This window comes from Virgisporangium aurantiacum (assembly GCF_016863635.1).
GTDB lineage: Bacteria > Actinomycetota > Actinomycetes > Mycobacteriales > Micromonosporaceae > Virgisporangium > Virgisporangium aurantiacum.
Genome location: NZ_BOPG01000124.1, coordinates 16192 through 34625 on the forward strand (window position 1 = coordinate 16192; position 18434 = coordinate 34625).

Sequence of the window (18434 nt, forward strand, 5' to 3'; positions counted from 1 at the left end):
AGAGGAGGTCTGTGGCTTTGATGAGCTCGAGCGACTCATCGGCGACAACAAGTAGGCAGTCGTGACGGACGCGAACGCCGGGCTTTTGGCTGCGCAAGGTCGTCGAAGAGTGAAGAAGATCCTCACGGCGGAGCATTCCGACACGAAAGCGGCGCCCGCCCCCGACGGCGAGCAGCGACGCACACCGTTCAACGCCGCCAATCGCCGTTCACCATGACTGCAGTTTGCAGATCTGTGACATGCCCTGCCGAGGGCACATAGAACATCCCACTCGTCCGACGGCCTGGTCGAGCGCGTCAGCTGACGGTCGAACAGCAGGTCAGCCTGTGAGCAAGGGATCAGCGGACGCTCAGTCGGGTGGCGTTGATCGAGATCTGAGCGGGTCAGTCTGGTCCGCCAGTCTACGGACCTCGATTGACCGCCAGTCGACGGTTGTGTCGCGAGGCCAGACCTGAACCGACCACTTCATGATCGAACGTCGCCGTCTCCACCTAGCCGTTGGTTGCCAGAATCCGTCACAGAGCTGCATAAACATCACGATTGGCCGATCAGCAGTCGTTACTACTTGTCGACTTCTGCACGAGTTTTCGACGGGTAAACCGGGCCGCCGTAGCACTCGCTGCGTGTCAGCCGGCCGTGGTTGGCCACCAAAGAGCGGAAGATCCAGTCTGGCGTTTGGTGACGTGTTGGCAAGGGCCATGATGTGCCCGGTCGGTCGCGGCGGGTAGGGGATTCTCGTTCGTTGAGGGAGTGCGGTCACGACAGCAGCCCGCGATTGAGGTCGTCGTTGACGATTTGCTCGCGCTCCTCCGGATCTGCCCAATGGGCCTGACTGCCGCGGAAGGTTCGTTCGACCACGAGGACGTGGTCGGTGATCTCCGCGATTGAGCGCATGTGGCTGATGATCGTGACGAGTCGGCCGGCCGTGCTGTGCGCGGCGAGAGCGTTGAGGGCGTCTTGCAGGACGCTGGAGTCGAGCGAGCCGAATCCCTCGTCCAGGAACAGGGAGTCGACCCGGCCGGAGGCGCGGCTCGCGAGCTCGACCACGGCCAGGGCGAGCGCGAGGCTCGCCTGGAAGGTTTCCCCGCCGGAAAGGGTCTTTACGTCGCGTGCCCGGCCGATCCCGGTGTCGATGATGCGGAAGTTTTCCGCGAAGCCGAACTTGCCGCCGGAGATGGCCAGCAGGGTCTTGCTGGCGGCGCCGAGTAGCGCAAGTTGTCGTTGTCGCACGGCGTTGGCGATGAACTTTCCGTCGGTGAGCAAGGCGGCCAGGTCGCCCAAGGCCGTGACCGTGGGTTCGGCCGCCTGGATCCGGTGGTCCAGCTCGGCGGCCAGGGGTTGGTGTGCCGTCGCTCGCTTCAGGTCATGGCTGGCGTTGTGCTCGGAGGTGCTCGCCGCGCGGACGAGCCGCTCCAGGTGTTCGTCGTCATCGGCCTGGCAACCGAGCCTGGCCTGCTTAGCCGCCTGCTCGGCCTCGTCAACCGCCGCCAGCGCGGCTTCTGCCTGCTCACGGGCGGTGGCGATCAGTTCGGCGGTGCGCTCCACCAGAGAAGCGGCCCAAGCGGCTTCGTCGACGAGGGAGATGTCGGTGAGGCGCAGGGCGTGTCTGGCAGTGTCCAGGAGGATGCCGGCGTCCGCTACGCGGTCGGCGAGGGTATCGAGCTGGCGGCGGAGGTCGGTGGCCGGACGGGTGATGTGGGCGTTGATCTCCGTGTCGAGCGCTCCCGACGCGATCTGCAATTCGGCGAGGCGGCTTCGCGCGTCGCTCAGCCCGTCGCAGATCTGCTTGAGCTCGCCCTGACGCTGCTGCGCGCGGTGACGCTGATGAGTGATGTCCGTGAGCTGGAGTCCGTGGATCGGGCGGAAGGCCCGCGGTACGGCGCGTGCCGCCCGGTTGAGCCGCACGACGGTGGCTTCAAGATCAGCCCGCGCCTCTTCATAGACGGCCTGCCGCCGTGCCTGCTCGTTCTCCAATACCGGCAGCTGGGAGTCGGCGCGGGTGTACTCGTCGTGCGCCTCGCCGTGGGCGATCTTGGCCGCTGTGTGTTCGATCGCAGCGCTCTGGACCGCCGTGGAATTGTGGTGCAGGAGCTGCTCAACCGGTGCGTTCAGGTCGACGTCGCCGAGCACGGCCCGGACGTCGAGCAGGGCCTGGTCGAGGGTGATGGTGGTGGTCTCCACCTCATTGATCGCGGCGGCCAGCGTCTGGTTCTCGGCAATTTGGGCTCGTTCGGTTGCGCTGGCCTCCTTGGTGGCCGCTCGTCTCGCGGCTTTTTGCGCGGCTTTCAGTGCGGTCGAAGCGGCCCTGGTTGCGTCGTTGCTGGGAGCGGCGAAGTCCTCCGGCAGTTCGCGCTGGCACACCGGACATGGGTCGCCGGTGCGGCATCCGTCTGCTGCGACGGCGGCCGCGTGCAACCGGCGCGCCCGGGCGTCCTCCGCCTCGGCTGCCTCTACCGCGTGTTCGGCTTCGCGGGTCTCTGCCGACGCGCGTTCCACGAGCACCTTGAGCTCGGCAACGTCGTCTCGACAGGCGGTGAGGTTCTCCTCCGCCTGGTGGGCGGCGTCGGTGGCCTGTCGGAAGGCGGCCAGCGCACTCGTCGCGACACGCAGCTCCTCTTCAGCCTTGGAGACACGTCCGGCCGCTCCGTCGAGGGCCTGCTTGGCGTTCGCGGCTGCCTCCTTGCGGTTGGTGACCTCCTTCCTGCTTCCGTCCAGCATCGCCTTGCGGATGCGGACCTCGCTCTGTTCCTTCTCGAGCCGCTCGGCCTGAGCGTCGAGCTGAGGTACCTGCTCGGCCAGGTGATTCAGTGTGCTGACGGCGGACGCGGTCTTCTCCACACCCGTGTCCTCGGCATCGGCGTGGTCAAGTTCGGCCTGGAGCCGCCGCGCCTCCTGGTCGAGGGTGTGCCGCTCCCTGTCGACCTGTTCGCGCCGGATGGCGATGTCGCTGGCAGCGGCTACGAGGACCTGGTACTTCGCCGTCACGTTCGCGGGTGTCGCGTCGGTCAGTCGGGTGCGGGCCTCGTCGAGGCAGGCTCGGCGGACGCGCGCTGTGGATGCGGCTTCCGCCGCCTTCGCCACGGCGTGTTGGGCAGCCTGCAGGAGGCCAAGGCGCTCGTGGGCGGCGCGCTGAAGCTCGGTGGCCTCCCGGATCGTCGCCGCGGGATCGGGCAGGAAGGTGGCCCGTCGTTCGCGGTACTCGCCCAGGCGCCTCACGAGGCGAGAATGCAGCGTGAGGGCGTGTTCACGAACTGTCCCGAGTTGGTCAAGTCCGAGTAGTGATTTCAGGATGCCGGTGCGGTCCCGGTCGCGCATGCGTAGCAGTTCCTGGAAGCGCCCCTGTGGCAGGATGACCGACCGCAGGAACGTGTCGTAGTCCAGGCCGATGATGCGCCGTACTTGAGCGGTGACGGCACCCGCTCCGGTGGCCACCACGGCGTCGGCGTCGAGGTCGGTCAGCCTGTGCACCGCGGCGCCGTGCGCGCCGGTGGAGCGTTCGACCCGCCACGTCGTGTTGTCGGCCCGGAACGTGAAGGCCACCCTGAGGGTGCCATCGCCGCTGTGAGCGATGAGGTCAGAGACGCTGCCGCCGTACCAGCTGCACCGGTTGTACAGGCCGTAGCACATGGCGTCGAGAACGGTGGATTTGCCGGATCCGGTATCACCGAGGATCGCGATGAAGGTCTTGCCGGTGAAGTCGATCGTCTGGGGCTCGACGTAGGAACGCAGGCCCGCGAAGGTCAATTCCAAAGGTCTCATGCGGCAGCCTCGTCTTCCTCGGCCGGCACGGTGAAGGCGCTGAGGTCCTCGCCGAGAAGTTCCTCAGCGGGGAGAACCGGCGGGAGTTCGTCGTCAGCGTGGTGCAGCAAGGTGCTGAACAGCCCAACCACGCGATCGGCACTCGCCACACGGGTACCGTGCTCGGCGAGGTAGGCGCCGAACATGGCGACATTGTCGGGCTCGCCCCCTGCGGGGGCGTCTGGCGTGATGAGGTCGAGCTTGCGGTCCGCCGCGTTCTCGTCGATCTGCACGATCGTGGCGTCGGGGAAGAGCGCCCGGATCTGCCGCGACAGGTCCGGCTCGTGGCTCGGAGTGTGGACCACGATGCGGCAGATCTCGGTACTGATCGAGTCGGCACGTGCCCGGAGCTCGTCGAGCGTGCCAGTGGGGACCTCGAGGCGCCGCCCGGCGTGCAGGGGGAGCCGTTCGATGCGGGCCGGGCTGCCGGGCTGGAGGTGGGCGAGGACGACACTCTTGGCCTCCCCGACCTCGCCGAAGTCGAGTTGAATCGGCGAGCCGGCGTACGCGCCGCAGACACGACCAGGTAGGTCCTGCGGCTTGTGGATGTGCCCGAAGGCGGCGTAGTCCACCTGCGGAATCTGCTCCGGGTTGGTGGCGTAGAACTCGCAGGTGTGGTTCGGGTTCTCCGTGCGCGACGGAACACTGCCGGTGAGGTACTGGTGTGCGGCGAACACGCTGACTTCGGTGGCCGCGTCGAAGTCCTCGTGCAGGCGGCGCAGGAGCTCGAGCTGCACCGTCGCGATGTGCTCGGCGTAAGCCTTGCGTCTGGCGCTGGGATCGTCGAGGACGGCGACGACGCGGTTCGCGGTGATGAACGGCAGGGCCGCGAGGTGCAAGCGGCCATCGCCGACCGGGAACCGGAGCACTGAGCCCACACTCACGGCGTCCGGGTCGGCGACGATGTGGACGCGCTCGCCGTGACGCAGTAGCCCGTGGAGCCAGTGCAGCAGCGGCGCGGAGTCGTGGTTGCCCGAAATGACGACGACGGGGGCGATTGCCGACAGGGCGCGAAGGACGTCGGTGGCGAGCCTCATCGCTTGTACCGGCGGCCGATGCTGGTCGAAGAGGTCGCCGGTGTTGAGGATCAGGTCGGGCTGTGCAGTGGCCGCGATGGTGATGATCTCGTCAAGGACCGCTTCGTGATCTTGGGCGCGGCTGTGGCCCCAGGTCGGTTTTCCCAGGTGCCAGTCGGAGGTGTGGAGGACTTTCATCGGAGCCTCTTCGCGGTGGTAACGGCGGTGGCTCGGCATCGCCGGTGTGGGCAGGGAGTACCGCGCGATCAGCCGGTATTCAGGTGGCGATCGCGTGTACGGAGGTTCGTGTTCGCTTAGGTGGCTCGGATGCGGTGCCGCATAAGGTGTTCGAGCATGGAGTGGTTGGCTTCCCAGCCGTCCGGGAACTTTGGTTTGGTGTTGAGCGGGATCGGGTCGACTGACGGATGCGCGTCGAGAAGTTCGGCGATGCCGGCCCGTCCGACCACGATGCAGGCATGGCGGTGTCGCGAGGTGAGCACACACAGCCGTCCGGATTCCAGGTGGAACGCAGTGGCGTCGCGGCGGCCGGACAGCGGGTGCAGGATCACCACGACGTCGAACTCGGCACCCTGTAACCGGTTGGCGGTGTCAACGCGGATGTCCGAGTGACCGACGCGGACCAGTTCATCCTTGATCGTGGCCACCTGGTCACGGTGCACCGCGCCGATGGCCACCCGGTTAGATCGCACGCGCGTACCCTCTGGCTCGTCCTGGGACTCGATCATGGTGCCTCGTTCCAGGGTGCGTACGGCGAGGGCGACGACGTGCTGGATCGCCTCGGCGTCCGTGCGCAGGGTGTGCCGGGCGGGCAGCTCGACATATGCCCAACCGGTTTCGGTGGCCCGCTCGATGGCGCGGTCGTGGACGCCTCCGAGTCCGTTGGTGGGCAGCCACATCCGCCGGGGCCCTTGCCCGGGAGCCGAATGGAACGGCACGTGCGGGTAGAACGCCGCGGACACCGGAACCGACGCTGACGGGGGCAGCCGCCAGGAGTGCGGCAGCTGCAGGGGTCTGATCTCGGGGTTGTTGGTGAGCATGGCCGCGACGGCGCTCTGCATCGGGTTCCACGGCAGTCCGGTCCATCGCTCGACGTCGACGACGGTGAACGGGTCAAGCTGGCCAGGGTCGCCGACGAACAAGGCGCGCTCAAAGATCCGTGCCAGGCGTAGCAAGGTGTCCGAGCGCATCTGATAGGCCTCGTCGATGATGGCCCATGGGCCTCGCTGTTCGACGACCGGATCCAACCACTTCGCGGCGGTGGCGACCACGACGGGAACGTCGGCGAGATCCCGAAGGCGCTGGCGAATGACAACTCCCGGCCGCAGCAGCCAGTCCGGCGGCGCGTAGTCCTTGGACGTGTATCGACCCACCGGGAGACCAGGAGCGGCTTCAGCGACGCGGTGGACCAGGTCGTCGACCTGCGAGTTGGTCTGCGCCACGACCCGCACGGGCGCCCCCGCGGTGGCCAGGTGCACGGTCGTGCGCACGACCGCCCGGGACTTGCCGGCCCCGGGAGGCGAGTCGAGCACGACCCCACGGTGCGGCCCGTTCACCAGCCGGTCGATCGTGTCGGCGACGACGTCGGAAACCGTCGGCATGGTCACTGCCATTCCTCCTGGGCGTCCTCGTCGGTAGGCACGTACTCAGCCGGCGGGCCGCCGTGGGTCCATGGCGTCTCGTCTCGTCGCGGAAACTGTGGCATCGGCCGAGACTTGGTGGTGAGCAGGCTGTAGCACACCTCTTCGCCAAGTTCGGGCACACTGCCCGGCTTCGGTTCGCACCCGCTGCCCATGCCCTCCGAAAGCTCCAGTACCAACTGGAGACGGTCGCCAACCTCAGTGATCGACACCAGTTCCGCCTTCTGCCCCAAGCGAGCTGGGCTACGGAGACGGCGTTCACCCACCGGCAGGCGTACCGGGTCGGTCGTCTCAACGGTGATCAGGGGACGGGTGCGCTGCCCGATACGGCGGTAAGGATCGGCGGCTGTAACAGGTCCGACGAACGCTTCACCGACGATTCGGGCCTCGGCCATGACGAGGGGGTCGTCGAAGGCCCGCTGCGCCTGGTAGCGGGCGTGTGCGCGTTCCAGTTCGTACAGCCGCATGGCGGCGGTGACCGCCGAGTCGCGCTTCGGTTGCGCCGCCGGGCTGTTTTCGATCCAGTCTGCGGTGCGGGTGAAGGAACTCAGGTCGTCGCCCCACCGCTCGGCGACGTGGCGCCCGGGCTCCATCGCGGTGAGCAGGTCGATCGCCTGCCACATGCCCTGCCACGTCCCGATCAGCTGCTTATGCAGCGCGGATTCGATCCGGGTTTCCGTGCGGGCGCGTTCCACACGGTTGTCGACGTTGTCGTGGTAGCGCCGGACCAGCGGGGCCAGCACTGTGTTGTCGAAGGTGGGATCCGTCGCCGGCCCGGCCGGAGGGTGATCCACCGGGTCCTCCACGATCTGGGCCGCCTCGACGCCGGTCAGGTCTCCGCCCGGGTCCAGCCACGCCAGGACCGTGCCGAGATGCTCGTCCTCCGTACTGCTCTGCCCTGTGGCCCAGTGCGCGGACAGCGCCGCCGTGGCCGGCACCAGCAGGCTTGAGCCTGGGTACTGCACCCGCTCGGCGTAGAACGTCAGCCACTTTCCCATCCGCGGTACGTTCTGCGGGACCGCCCATTGGCCCGTGGTCTTACGGAAGCGGGTGGACCGGCCGAGCATGCGCACGAACTCCACGCCCGCACGGTTGGGCACCCAGATCTGTGGCGCGTCTGCGCAGCGGCGGGGGCCGTCCGCCGGCTGTCCGGGTACCGGAGGCCGGTGCAGCGTCATCGGCAGAAGTTCGGCGAACAGGAGCCGGGCCAGGTCATGGGCGAAGGCGAACCGTTGGTCGCGGTTGCGCGGCTGAGCCACGACGAGTAGCCGCGGGTTCTTCCGATCCGTGCCGATCATGGCGGCCATGGGTGCACTGGCTTCGCCGGCCATCTTCAACGGCACGAACACCAGCGGTGTCGGGCTGACGTGCAGGTGCCGGACTGTGGTGATCGGTTGGGCCCGGCCTCGGTCCACGGCCAAGACGCGCCCGAGGGAGGTCAGCAGCGTCATGCGGCGCCGCCGAGGAACGCGGCGCGGTAACTGTGCGCGAGTCGCAGCAGCCGCGCTTGCTCGGCCTGGTCGTCCGCATGCATCCGTGCTCCGGTGGCCAGCCCGATCACTTCGCTGACCAATTCGAGCCCACCCAGATCCTCGCGTACCTGCCGTCCGAGCGCCGCCGTCGACCCACGTTCTTCGCGGCGGCAGAACTTCGCCATCTCGCAGGTGCTCAGGCACTGCGGAATGTAATGCGCCTCGACGGTTCGCAGCGTGCGCTTGAGTTCCTCCGCGGGACGCGGATCGAGTCGATCCTGGTCGCGCCACCGATCAAGGGTGGCCCCGGCGGGCATCATGGCGACGATCGAGTCCAGGCCCTTCATCCGCGACAGCTGCCGTCGGACCGCGTTCAGATGGTTGGTGATGTCGACCTTGACGGCGGTTGGCTTGTTACTGAAGTCCTGCGGGCAGACCAGCACGATTTCCGGCGAGACGAGTTGCTCGTCAAGGTCGTGGGAGCGCAGCAGCTCGCGCATGGCGTGCACGTAGACAGCAGACTGCAGTTCGGCGGCCGCCACCGACGCCGCTGGCGCCTGCCCGTCGACGACTGCGAATGACTTGATCTCCACGATGAAGAACCGGCCCTGGAACCGAAAGGCGATGAGGTCCGGCTCCAGGTGGACCGGGTGGCCCGCGACCACCAGTTCCAGCATGGGGTGGTCAAAGAGGGTGCCGGCATCCTCGGCCAGCGAGCCGGCCTGGGTCAGCAGCCGGACAGTGTGGCGGTGCCGCGCCGAAGGGCTCGCGTTCCCGCCGACGGTCTCCAGGTCGTCGTAGGAGACCTCGGCCAGTGGCAGCCCAAGCAGATCGCGTAACAGCGTGAGCAGTTGGGCGCATCCGTTGGCCTTGACCTGTGCCTCGAACGCGGTGCCACGCGTGATGGCGAACTGCGACTGGTCCGCCGGCATAGCAAACCCGATTGCCGAGCAGAGCATCTGCTTGTCGATGCCGGCGGTGTCGAGAACGCTTCTCAGCTGGCAGCTCGGATTGGTCGTGAGCGCGGCGAGGCCGCGGGCGTTGAGCTTTTTGCGTTCTTCTGACCCCCGCAGCGCATCGAGCCGCGCTTTGAGTTGGTTCACGTGCCCTTCCTTCGCGTGGGAAGTGCGATCGAGCAGGGAAGTTTCCGGCGCGTCTACCCCTCGCCCGTGGTTGCCGGGGCAAGTCCGAGCGTGGTGCCGAACATCTGCTGTAGATCGTCGAGGTTGCTTGCCCACTGAGCGGCCGCTTCGCGGTGCGACCGGTCGGTGTCTTCATGAACTTCAAGTTCGGTCTGTGCTGCGTGCTGGACGGCGTCCGGTGTCATGGACTCGAACGTCCTCGCCCCGCCAGGGATGTTGGCGGCGAACTCCCACAACAGCCGACGCGCGGGTAGCGTCGCCCACTCTGGTTGCCGAAGATGTCCAGCGACCTGGATGGCTGCTTTGAGGAAGTGCACGCGAGGGCTCAAGGGGCCGACGAGGCGCGCCTGCAACGGCCACGTTGACACCGACAGCAAACCGCGGGCCGGCGACAACCGATCGGCGGTCAACGCCGCGCAGATGTAGTAGGGCCGACCGTGGCGGTTGGTCTTGAATGAACGCTCCTCGTCCCGCCGGAGACTGGTCAACTGCGCACTGGCGAGCGTCCCGCCAAAGAGCGCGTTGTGAAGAGCCACGATCAACTTTGGTGCAGCGGGAACAGTGAGGAACGTGAGCGCTTGGTGCACCTGGTCCCGCACGGGCAGCAGCGGCGCAGTCGGTGCCTTCGCCGAGTCCTCGAGTGGTTCCGGCCCGGCGATCGCGGCCAGGCTAGCGTCCCATTCCGCTTCGACTTTGCGCAGTTCTGCACGCAGTCGGTTGGTCTTGGCCCGGTCGCCGGCTATCACGGACCGGCGAATCTCCGCCCGAAGGTCGTCGATCCGCTGCTCGAGAGCGTCCATGGAGTCGGCCACGAGGAAACCCTAACCGATCCCAGCTATTCCAGCAAGTTCCATTGTTTCCCAAGGTTGATCCACTTTGGGGAGAGGACGGAAGTAGCCCGCCAGCAGGCTATGAGTAGGCCGTGTCTGACGGCACTCACTGTTCGGGCGAACCCGATCGGGTTCCCATGCGCCCGCGAGCCCTACACCGTGTCGCGGCGGCAGCGACGCCACCATCGGTAGGAACCTCAGCGCACTCCACAACCAGGACGGCAGGGGACCTCATCCCTGGATCAGTCCTTCCGAGGAGCCGTGTCCTCCTGGCTCGCCTTGGTGCTCGCAAGCGGTCGGGGGCCTCGGGCCGCTTTCTACTTACTGGCGTGAACGATCACAATTGCGCAGCTGTGCCGGGTTGTTGCGGGTTAGACATCCGCTTCCGTCGAGTCAGCCTTGAGATCGCGGTCGATGATGCGCTGTAGTCCGGCATGCAGATCGCGGTAGAGCTGTCGCGACTTGTCGCTGAGGGTGTCATCGTCGGCAAGCGTCTGCGCGCGGTCGCGGTTGTCGATGGTTTCGTGTGCTGGCCGCCCGGGTCTCCACGATGCGTCGGGCATTCCGGAGGCGAGCAACTCGCCGCAGATTTGATCATGGTCGATGTCGGCGTGACGGTCGAGGGCTTGGACGAGCTCGTCGAAGAGTCCGGGCTCGTCGAGGACGAAGTTCGTGCAGTGGGCCAGGGACTCGGCGAGGAACAGCAGTTCGTCTGCGGTGCCATTGGCGGCGATGGTGGTGATGGCGGATGCGGCGCCGGCGGTGGGTCGGACACCGGCGATGACGCGCCAGATCTTGCTGCGCCTGAACCGCTGCGTGCCTGCGGCTTGTGTGCCGCGCTGGATCCAGGTGACGAGAGCCGCGGGATGGTTGGCGAAGGGCCGTTCGATTCCCCATCCGGGTTGCAGCAGCTGCGATCCGCCGCGCTTGTCGTGGACGGCGATGACGTCGAGGACGTCGTCGGGCAGCGAATCGGCAAGCGCCGTGAGGGTTCTGCGGTTTCTGGTGTGCAGCTTCGGTAGCTCACGGAGCAGGTCGAGGAGGGCGCGGCGTTGCTCGTCGCTCATGCCGGCCACCCACGTCTGCGGGTCCGCACCTTCGGCGACCGAGACGGCCGACGCGACGGCGTCCGGCGCGGTGGGGATGAACGTGAGCAGCAGCGGGACGGTGCCGAGCGGGTCTGCGCGCAGCAGCGCGCCGGTGCTCTGGACCGCGGTGTGTTGGATCGCCGGGTCGGCATGTTTTGTAGCCTCGATGATCACGGTTGATGCGTCGGTCGCCACCGCGCCCCAGCCGCTGCGGAAGAAGCCGCGCAGGGCGCCGGTGACGATGGTGGGCCGGCTGGTGACCGCGATCTGCAGCGCCTGCAGGAACTCGGTCCGGTCGTCCAGCAGGGTGTCGAGGACGACGGCGACGGCGGCGTCGAGCGGGCTCGGTGGTGCGGCGACGATCGCCTCGAACAGTGCCCGCCGCTGGTCCTGTCGGGCGCCCAGGATGGCCCGCAGTGTCTGGTCGAGTCCGGCGGCGGGCTCGGCCTGGGTTGCGGCGATGACGGTGAGGCGTTCGGCGAGTCGCGCGGCCAGCGCACCGGCGTCGGCGACGTTCTGCCAGAGTCGGGCGGCGAGGTGCTGGCGTTCCTGTTCCCGCCGCGCCACGGTCTGCGGGTAATTGTCGGCAGCGTTCTGCCCGTCGGTGGGCGGCTTGCCGTCCGTGCGGGAGTCGGGGGGAAGATCGGCGACGGTGCTGCTGTCGTAGTCGGCGATCACGAGGAGGTCGGTGAGCTCGTCCTCGTCGTGGGCCTCGATTGCGGTCAGCAGCGCCCGGCTGCGCTGGCGGACGGCAGTTGACGTCGCGTGTTCGGCGGTCCAGGTGACGGCGGTGCGGATATGGCAACGGACGAGCGGCTCGGTGGTGTCCGCAGCTACGGTGGACAGCACGGCGAGGGTCTGCAGGTCGTCGTCCACCCACGTGAGGATCGTCTCGGGCGGCATCGTCTGGCCGAAGTATGCAACGGGCTCGCTGAGCGCGATGCCGAGCAGGCGGGCGGCCTCGACGGCCGCGGCGGTGTCGGCACCGACCATGATCGGGGCGAGCAACTGGCGAATGCGGTCGCGGAGCACCCGGACAGCGCCGGGGTCGACGGTGTAGGGCCGGAACTCGAGCGCACTGGGCCGCCAGTGCTTCGTGGTGCCGGACTTGGCCAGCAGCGGTTCGACCACCGACAGCGGGCTGCGGCATCGCGCGGTGTCGGCCGGCTCGGCGAGCCAGACGGCGACGCGGTCCAGCAGCACGTCGGCGGTGGCGACGCTCTCTGCGGCGCCGAGTTCGGCGAGCTGTTCGATGACGCGGACCGGGTGGTCGGGGTCTTGGTGGGGCGGGCCGGCGTCGGTCTGGGCAAGCTGCCAAAGCAGGTCGAACACGTCGGCCAGCAGCGCGCTGTCGGCGCGGGCGCAGATGCCGGCCAGGCGGGCGCAGCGCCGGCGAACGTCGGCGTGGGTTAGCCAGTCGCCTGGAATGTCAGAGGCTGGACTCGCGATCGCGTCCCGTAGCAGCGGCAGCACGCTGGCGCCTTGCGTCGCGGCCACGGCGGGCAGGGCATCGAGCGCTTCCCAGCGCACGGCGTGGTCGGCGGTCAGGAAGCGGGAACGGAAGTCGGTCCAGCTGGCGCTGAACAGATCCGGTGCTGGTGCGGTGCCGGGTTCGGTGTGTTCCAGGCGCCAGTCCAGGTTGGCGAGGCTGGCCAGGAGTTTGAGCTGCTGGTCCGGGAACGCCTGCCAGAGCAGGCCGGCGAAACCGCTGTCCTGGCCCATAACGACGGTCTGTTCGGCGAGCAGGTGATCGCCGAGCAGGTCCGGGACCACCCCCACACGACCATCTCGGTTGAGCAGGACGCCATGTGCGGCCAACGTCTCGATCAACTGCAGCAGCTCGCCGCGGCCGATACCGACGAAGCCGGCGAGCGCATCGAGCAGGGGCAGGTCGCCGATGCGGACCTGGGCCAGGGCGCTGATCGTGGCCAGGATCTTTCTAACCTGCGGGCCGGTCGCGCCGGGCACGCCGTCGGTGACGGCCTCACCGTAGCGGGTCATGACCTCGTGTCGCAGGTCCGCGTTGAGGGCGAGCGGGGTGGTGAGTTCGTTGCGACGAATCAGTTCGACCGCCAGGACGGCAAGCAGCGGCGTGACGCGGGCCGCCTGGGCGAGGCCCTCCGCAAACGGCGGGGTGAGCTGTACTTCGTCCTGGAGGGCGGCGACAAGCTGCCGGGCAGCGGCCGCGGTCAGCGGAGTGACCTCGTGGATCGCGAGGTCAGGCAGGCCGAACTTGGCGACTACCAGCGCCCGCTCGCACAGCACCCGCGCGGTCGGCCTGCCGGTGAGCACGACCCGCGCCCCGTCGGTGTTGCGTGCATACCGCAGCAGCCCTTCGAGCCCCGCCGGGTCGCGATGGATGTCCTCGACGAAGACGATCGATGGCGCAACGGGCAGTTCACCGAGCGCATTCCGATCTAACGCGCAGCCGTCGGCACGGACGAGCACCGGCATCGTGTCGAGCTCGTCCCAGAGCTGGCTGAGGGCCGCCAGGGCCAGACGGGACTTCCCCCGGCCGGCAGGTCCCTCGATGAACATGACCCGCGGACCGGCGGGATCACGCAGCGCGGCGACGATCGCGGCGACCTCTGCGTCACGGCCGACGAGCGCCGCTCGGTGGTGGAATCGGTCGTTCGGATCCAACAACGGCGCGAAGTACGCGTCAAGGAACACGAACGCGTCGGTGCCTGGGTCCACCAGGAACTTTCGGCGCACCGTCTCGTCGAAGTGGGTGTCGAGCAGGGCACGCGCGTCCTGAACCAGCAATGACCGGACGTGATCGCCGAGGTCTACTTGATCCCAGATCTCCCAGGCGGGGAGCTTGTCGATCTTGGTTCGAGCGGCCGGGTTGGCTATGCGCGAGTAGACGACGATCCGCTTCTCGGCCGTCTCGCCCGCCTGGTTCATCTCCTTGATGATCTTGTCAATGAGGCCGTTGGTGAGAGCTTTCTCGTCTTTGCAGCTCCAGGCGCCGCGGGTCCCGTCGGAGTAGGTGCCGCGATGGTCGACGCCGCCCTGCGTCTGCCCGGACGTGCCGTTTCGCGAGGAACTCACCAGTCGCGGATCGGCGCCTGGAATGCGGGCCATGCGCTTGAGCAGATCGCCGAGGAACTCCTCCAGTTCGTATCCGCCCATGCCGGGCGTCGGCAGGAGGTCGCTCATCGCTCCACGTTATCGGGGTGCTGCTGATGCGCAGGCGTGCGACACCGCGCTGTGTTCGAGGACTTCGGAGCTCGCTCCAGGTTGCCGATCGCGCCGTGCGACGCACGGGTCACCGGATCCCCTCACGGTCCGGACGTGTGGCCAGCCACGTTCCGTTCCGCCCCGGCCCGGCCCGCGAGCTGCGCCCGTCAACTGCCGAGGAAGGATGTCATTCAGGCTTCCATCGGTAGCCGTGGTCATCGGGTTCCGGCCGGCGGACTCGGTGCCATCGTCGCTCGGTCGGCAGGTGGTCCAGGATGACGGTGTATCCGGCGGCGACGAGCCGTTGAACTTTTTCGCGGCCAGCGTCGTCGGTCGGGCAGCTGGTGAGGTCGATGGTGGTGTCCGTACCGTCCCGGGTGGCGGTGAGCCGCCACGGTCGGTCCGGGACCAGCGCAGCCTTGAACCCGGCCGTGTAATCGGGGTTCCGATCGGTGGCGTACCGGCCTCGGACGGCTTCCAGCTCGAACGTCGCTGCCGCGACCTTGACCTGCCGGGTGGACACGAGCCGGCGATCGGGTGCCCACTCCTCGTCGCCGTACTCGTTGAAGTACGACCCACCGTCGCGGACGATCTCAGCCGTCGACACGTGCGTGAGCTGCCGTCGTTCGACGTCGAGGAGGGCGATCGGTAGCCGCCAGCGGTTGGTGAGGTAGCGCATCTCCTCAGGTAGACGCAGTTCGGCACCGGGCAGGCTTCCGCGGGCTCGACTCAGCCGGTTGGTGGTGAACACCCAGACAGTGGCGAAGAATCCCGCCCGTTTGTCCGCCCGGTTTCGTCGCTGGATCTGATCAACGGAGATCGCGCTGTCCTGAATCTCAACAGCTACTCTGACCGGGCCTTTGCGGCCCTGGATGGTGACCGCGACGTCGACCCGCCGCTGTCCGCCGGTGTGTTGTTCCTCAAGCATGACTTCGTAGCCAAGATCGCGGAATCGCTCCGCAAGGAGGATCTTGGCTCGCATATGCCGGATCGACTCGCCTTCAGCGCCGCACTGCGGCCCGCCGGGCTGGTGCGCGAAGTGCGCCACGACGACTCGGCCCGGCTTGACGATCACTGGCCAGGCGCAGACCGGGCAGCGGTACTCGGCGGACTTCGGCAGGCTCTTCGACGCCTCGACCCGCTGCCCGGACGGCAACCGCACCGCAGTGAGCATCTTTGAAGAATCACACGCAGTTCAGACGAACGAACCTATGAGCAACGGCCGAACGGTCGCCTGGTGGCGACGCCTGCGGAACGTCAGACCGACCTCGGTGCGGCGGCGGCTCGGTCGATGGACGGGGCCAGTACTCGCTCCTGCGTGGGGCCACCTCTGAGGTTCTGGCCCACATTTCGTGATCGAGATGGTCCGGGGCTGCGGGACTGGGCCGGGTCTGTGATCATGGCTCGTCGTGCCCTGATGGCTGCCGATGCGTGTCTGTCTTGTTCCCGCACCTGTCCTCAGTGGACGTTCGCCGGCTGGAGACCTACCGCCAGAGTCATGACGGACAAAGACTCCTGGACCGCCCTCTCAGGCAGAACATCCTGCCCAAGATCCTTGGTGCACCTCGGTCGGCCTGGCCGGAGGGCTTGGCTGGTTGTGCGTATCTACTCCTGGTGTCCGGTACTCCTCGGCGACCTTGCGGGGGGTACGGGTTGTAGCTGGTCCTCGGTGCGGACCGCGGTGAGGTCGCGCGTGTGGAAGCTGTAGCGGGCGAGCTCGGGGCACCACGGTTGGAAGAGGGCAGCGGTGCCGGTCCACGACGGATGTTGTTGGCGGGCAGTGGCGATTAGGTGGGCGAGTTTTGTCGGGACTGGGTTGGTGTCGTCGGTGCTCAGCACGGTGACTAGGTCGTCGTCAGGGTCGGCGTCGCGGATGGTGGTGAAGACCGCGGCGGCTTGGGCGGGTGCGCCGACGAGGACCGCGAGCAGGAGTTGCACAACCCGGTAGGTGCCGTCCGCGGTGAAGGACTCGAGGTCGGACTCCGAGATGGCGATGCGGACGAGCCGGTAGAGATTGACCAGCTTTTTGGCTGCTCGGGGGGTGGGCAGCAGCGGGCCGAGTCGAGTGAGGAACGCGATCTCTTCGGTCGTGAGGGTCAATCCGGATGGTCTCAGGTCGGGCATGGTACGAACTGCGGACCTGCCCGCGCCGGGCTCGCGTTGCCGACCGGTGCCGATGCCCTGGTTCGGGTCGTGGCCGGATTCCTGGCTTGGCACTGTGGTGGAGTCGCCGGTCGGTGGCTGGCTGCGTGGCGGCCCTGTTCCGGTCTGCGTGGCGGTGTCCCGGGCAGGGGTCGAGCTGGGTGTCCGGTGTGGATCCGGGAGGTCCGGTGAGCGGTGTAGGGAGCTTTCGACGGCGTTCGTGGCACGATCCGGGGGCGGGCCAGGCGGCGGCGTCGGGGATGTGCTGCCGGGTGGGGGCGCGAGGAGGGCGGTGAGGTACCGCTCGGCTGCGGCCGGTTGCATCGGGGCGACCGCAAACGGCACTTGGAAGATCTTGTCGAGGTAGTCCAGCGGGGTGGCGACCTGGCCCGGGCCTCCGTCCGGGCCGTCGATGGTGGCCGAGGCGGTGAACAGCTCCTGATAATGGTAGGCCAGGCAGGACAGCAGCCATCGCGGGTCCACGGCGACGACGACAACGAACAGCGGCAGGGCGAGCATGAGGTGCACCGCGGCGAGGACCTCGACGACCCGCCGCGGTGGGCAGCGGTCCAGGTCATCGATGTAAAGGATGATGCGTTGCAGCGGCGGTCCCGGCAGCGGCTCGGACGGCTGCCCGCTCTCCCGGCGCAACGCCAGCCGCCGGCCGCTGGTCACCGGTGTTGGTGGGCTGGTCGTCAGAGCGGTCCACTGCCGGTGTGCTTCGGCCAGGGCGATGCTGAGCTCGGTCAGATCACGGTGGACCTGCCCTAGCAGTCCACGGTGCAGGGCGTAGGTGGCAGGGTCGGCGCGGTGGATGAGCAGTTGGGATAGCCGCTCCGCGGCGTCGATCTCCAGCAGCCGGGCGGTGACCTGCTCGGCGTCAAGGCGCACTTGGCGGCGGCGCTGCTCAAGATAGAGCCGGGCGCGTCGAGTGAAACCCATGCCCTGCCGGTGCCAGGCGCCCAGCCGCTGCCAGACCAGCAGCAGCGACGGTAGCAGGACCGCCAGCGGGGCAGTGACCGCCGCGAACCAGGCCCGGATCGGGGCCTGCAGGTGCTTCCAAACCAGGAACGCCCCCACGCCGATTACCGCCCACATCGCCAACAGCAGCAGCCAGGATCGCACCTCGCGGGCCGCCTCGGCGGCAGCGTTGCCCAGCACCCGCGCCGCCGCGGTCGGAGACCCGAGCCAGGCGAACAGCCCGCCGGGCTCAGCCCGGCTCGCGGCGGCCAACTGCTGGGTGATGCGCTCATCGGTGGCCACGCTGCTGTCGCGTGCCCGGCGTAGCCGCTGCGCCTCGGTGTGCAGCGCACGCAGCGTGGCCGGGTCGGTGGACTGGTACGGCAGTGGCGGCTGGTTCGGGTTGTAGGCGAGCGTGTCGAACAGGTGACTGATCAGCCCGGTCCACAGATGGTCGTCGCTGTAGTGCCAGGCGTTGAACCGCACCTGACGCACGTTCTCCACGAACTCGCTGAGGCCGCGGTTGTTCGCCGACATCTCCGCCAGCTGCGCAACCCGGTTGTGCATCTGTGCCATCACGCTGGACTTGCCGGCCCCCCACTCCCCGAGCAGCGCGATAGCCAGCGGTGGTTCTGTGGCGGCCGCGGCGGCAAGCACCGCGAGGGTCTCCACGTCCTCGTCGATCCCGAGCAGATCCTCGACGCTGGCGGTGTCGGTACGGATTCCCGGCAGCGGCCGCATCTGCTGTAACCGAACACCGAACCCGGTACCGGCGAACTGTCGCCCCGTTCGGGTATTCCACAACCGAATGGTGCCGTCGCCGCCACAGCTGGCTAGTTGCGGAGATCGCGGATGGAACACCGCCGACCGCACCGTGCCGGTGTGGCCGGTCAGGACGAGTCCGGCAGCGCCGGTGCGCACGTCCCACAGCCGTACCGTCCTGTCGTCGCCGGTGGAGGCGAGTTGGGTGCCGTCCGGAGAGAAGGCCAACGACCGCACCGAGTCGGTGTGACCGGTCAGGATGAGTCCGGCGGTGCCGGTGCGCGCGTCCCACAGCCGCACCGTCCTGTCGGCGCAGGTGGAGGCGAGTTGGGTGCCGTCCGGGGAGAACGCCACCGACCGCACCGAGCCGGTGTAGCCGGTCA

At 68.0% G+C, this 18434-nt stretch carries 10 protein-coding genes; 1 reads left to right on the plus strand and 9 read right to left on the minus strand.

Annotated elements, in window-relative coordinates; translation table 11 throughout:
* Positions 1–61 precede the first annotated feature (61 nt).
* Positions 62–217, plus strand: a complete 156-nt coding sequence (locus tag Vau01_RS60695; protein WP_204013801.1) for a hypothetical protein — start codon at positions 62–64, stop codon at positions 215–217.
* Positions 218–756: 539 nt separating this feature from the next.
* Here the strand turns inward: Vau01_RS60695 and Vau01_RS60700 are convergent.
* The 9 genes from Vau01_RS60700 to Vau01_RS60740 form a co-directional block, all read right to left on the minus strand.
* The gene (locus tag Vau01_RS60700; RefSeq protein WP_204013804.1) at positions 757–3759 is read right to left on the minus strand and encodes an AAA family ATPase; all 3003 of its coding nucleotides are present in this window, start codon (positions 3757–3759) and stop codon (positions 757–759) included.
* Positions 3756–5012: a metallophosphoesterase family protein gene (locus Vau01_RS60705; RefSeq protein ID WP_204013807.1), complete on the minus strand. Its 1257-nt coding sequence runs from the start codon at positions 5010–5012 to the stop codon at positions 3756–3758. Before Vau01_RS60705 ends, Vau01_RS60700 begins: the two co-directional genes overlap by 4 nt.
* A 116-nt stretch (positions 5013–5128) precedes the next feature.
* Positions 5129–6445: an AAA domain-containing protein gene (locus Vau01_RS60710; protein ID WP_204013809.1), complete on the minus strand. Its 1317-nt coding sequence runs from the start codon at positions 6443–6445 to the stop codon at positions 5129–5131.
* The gene (locus Vau01_RS60715) at positions 6436–7923 is read right to left on the minus strand and encodes a hypothetical protein (protein ID WP_204013812.1); all 1488 of its coding nucleotides are present in this window, start codon (positions 7921–7923) and stop codon (positions 6436–6438) included. Before Vau01_RS60715 ends, Vau01_RS60710 begins: the two co-directional genes overlap by 10 nt.
* Positions 7920–9047 (minus strand): hypothetical protein, encoded by a 1128-nt coding sequence (locus Vau01_RS60720; RefSeq protein WP_308440547.1) that lies wholly within the window; start codon positions 9045–9047, stop codon positions 7920–7922. The genes Vau01_RS60715 and Vau01_RS60720 overlap by 4 nt, the downstream gene beginning before the upstream one ends.
* Positions 9048–9100: 53 nt before the next feature.
* Complete coding sequence (locus Vau01_RS60725; RefSeq protein ID WP_204013815.1) at positions 9101–9898, minus strand: hypothetical protein; 798 nt, start codon at positions 9896–9898, stop codon at positions 9101–9103.
* A 389-nt stretch (positions 9899–10287) separates the two neighbouring features.
* On the minus strand, positions 10288–14166 hold the full coding sequence (locus Vau01_RS60730; RefSeq protein ID WP_204013818.1) for a P-loop NTPase family protein: 3879 nt from the start codon (positions 14164–14166) through the stop codon (positions 10288–10290).
* Positions 14167–14374: 208 nt separating this feature from the next.
* Positions 14375–15361, minus strand: a complete 987-nt coding sequence (locus tag Vau01_RS60735; RefSeq protein WP_204013821.1) for a competence protein CoiA — start codon at positions 15359–15361, stop codon at positions 14375–14377.
* Between the two features lie 431 nt (positions 15362–15792).
* The coding region (locus Vau01_RS60740) for a P-loop NTPase fold protein (RefSeq protein WP_239153069.1) at positions 15793–18434 on the minus strand (2642 nt) is incomplete at its 5' end.

Bases quoted from the DNA above. Each gene is read 5' to 3' on its own strand.
- Vau01_RS60700 (WP_204013804.1), bottom strand. From the start codon at position 3,759: ATGAGACCTTTGGAATTGACCTTCGCGGGCCTGCGTTCCTACGTCGAG.
- Vau01_RS60705 (WP_204013807.1), bottom strand. From the start codon at position 5,012: ATGAAAGTCCTCCACACCTCCGACTGGCACCTGGGAAAACCGACCTGG.
- Vau01_RS60710 (WP_204013809.1), bottom strand. From the start codon at position 6,445: ATGGCAGTGACCATGCCGACGGTTTCCGACGTCGTCGCCGACACGATC.
- Vau01_RS60715 (WP_204013812.1), bottom strand. From the start codon at position 7,923: ATGACGCTGCTGACCTCCCTCGGGCGCGTCTTGGCCGTGGACCGAGGC.
- Vau01_RS60730 (WP_204013818.1), bottom strand. From the start codon at position 14,166: ATGAGCGACCTCCTGCCGACGCCCGGCATGGGCGGATACGAACTGGAG.
- Vau01_RS60735 (WP_204013821.1), bottom strand. From the start codon at position 15,361: ATGCTCACTGCGGTGCGGTTGCCGTCCGGGCAGCGGGTCGAGGCGTCG.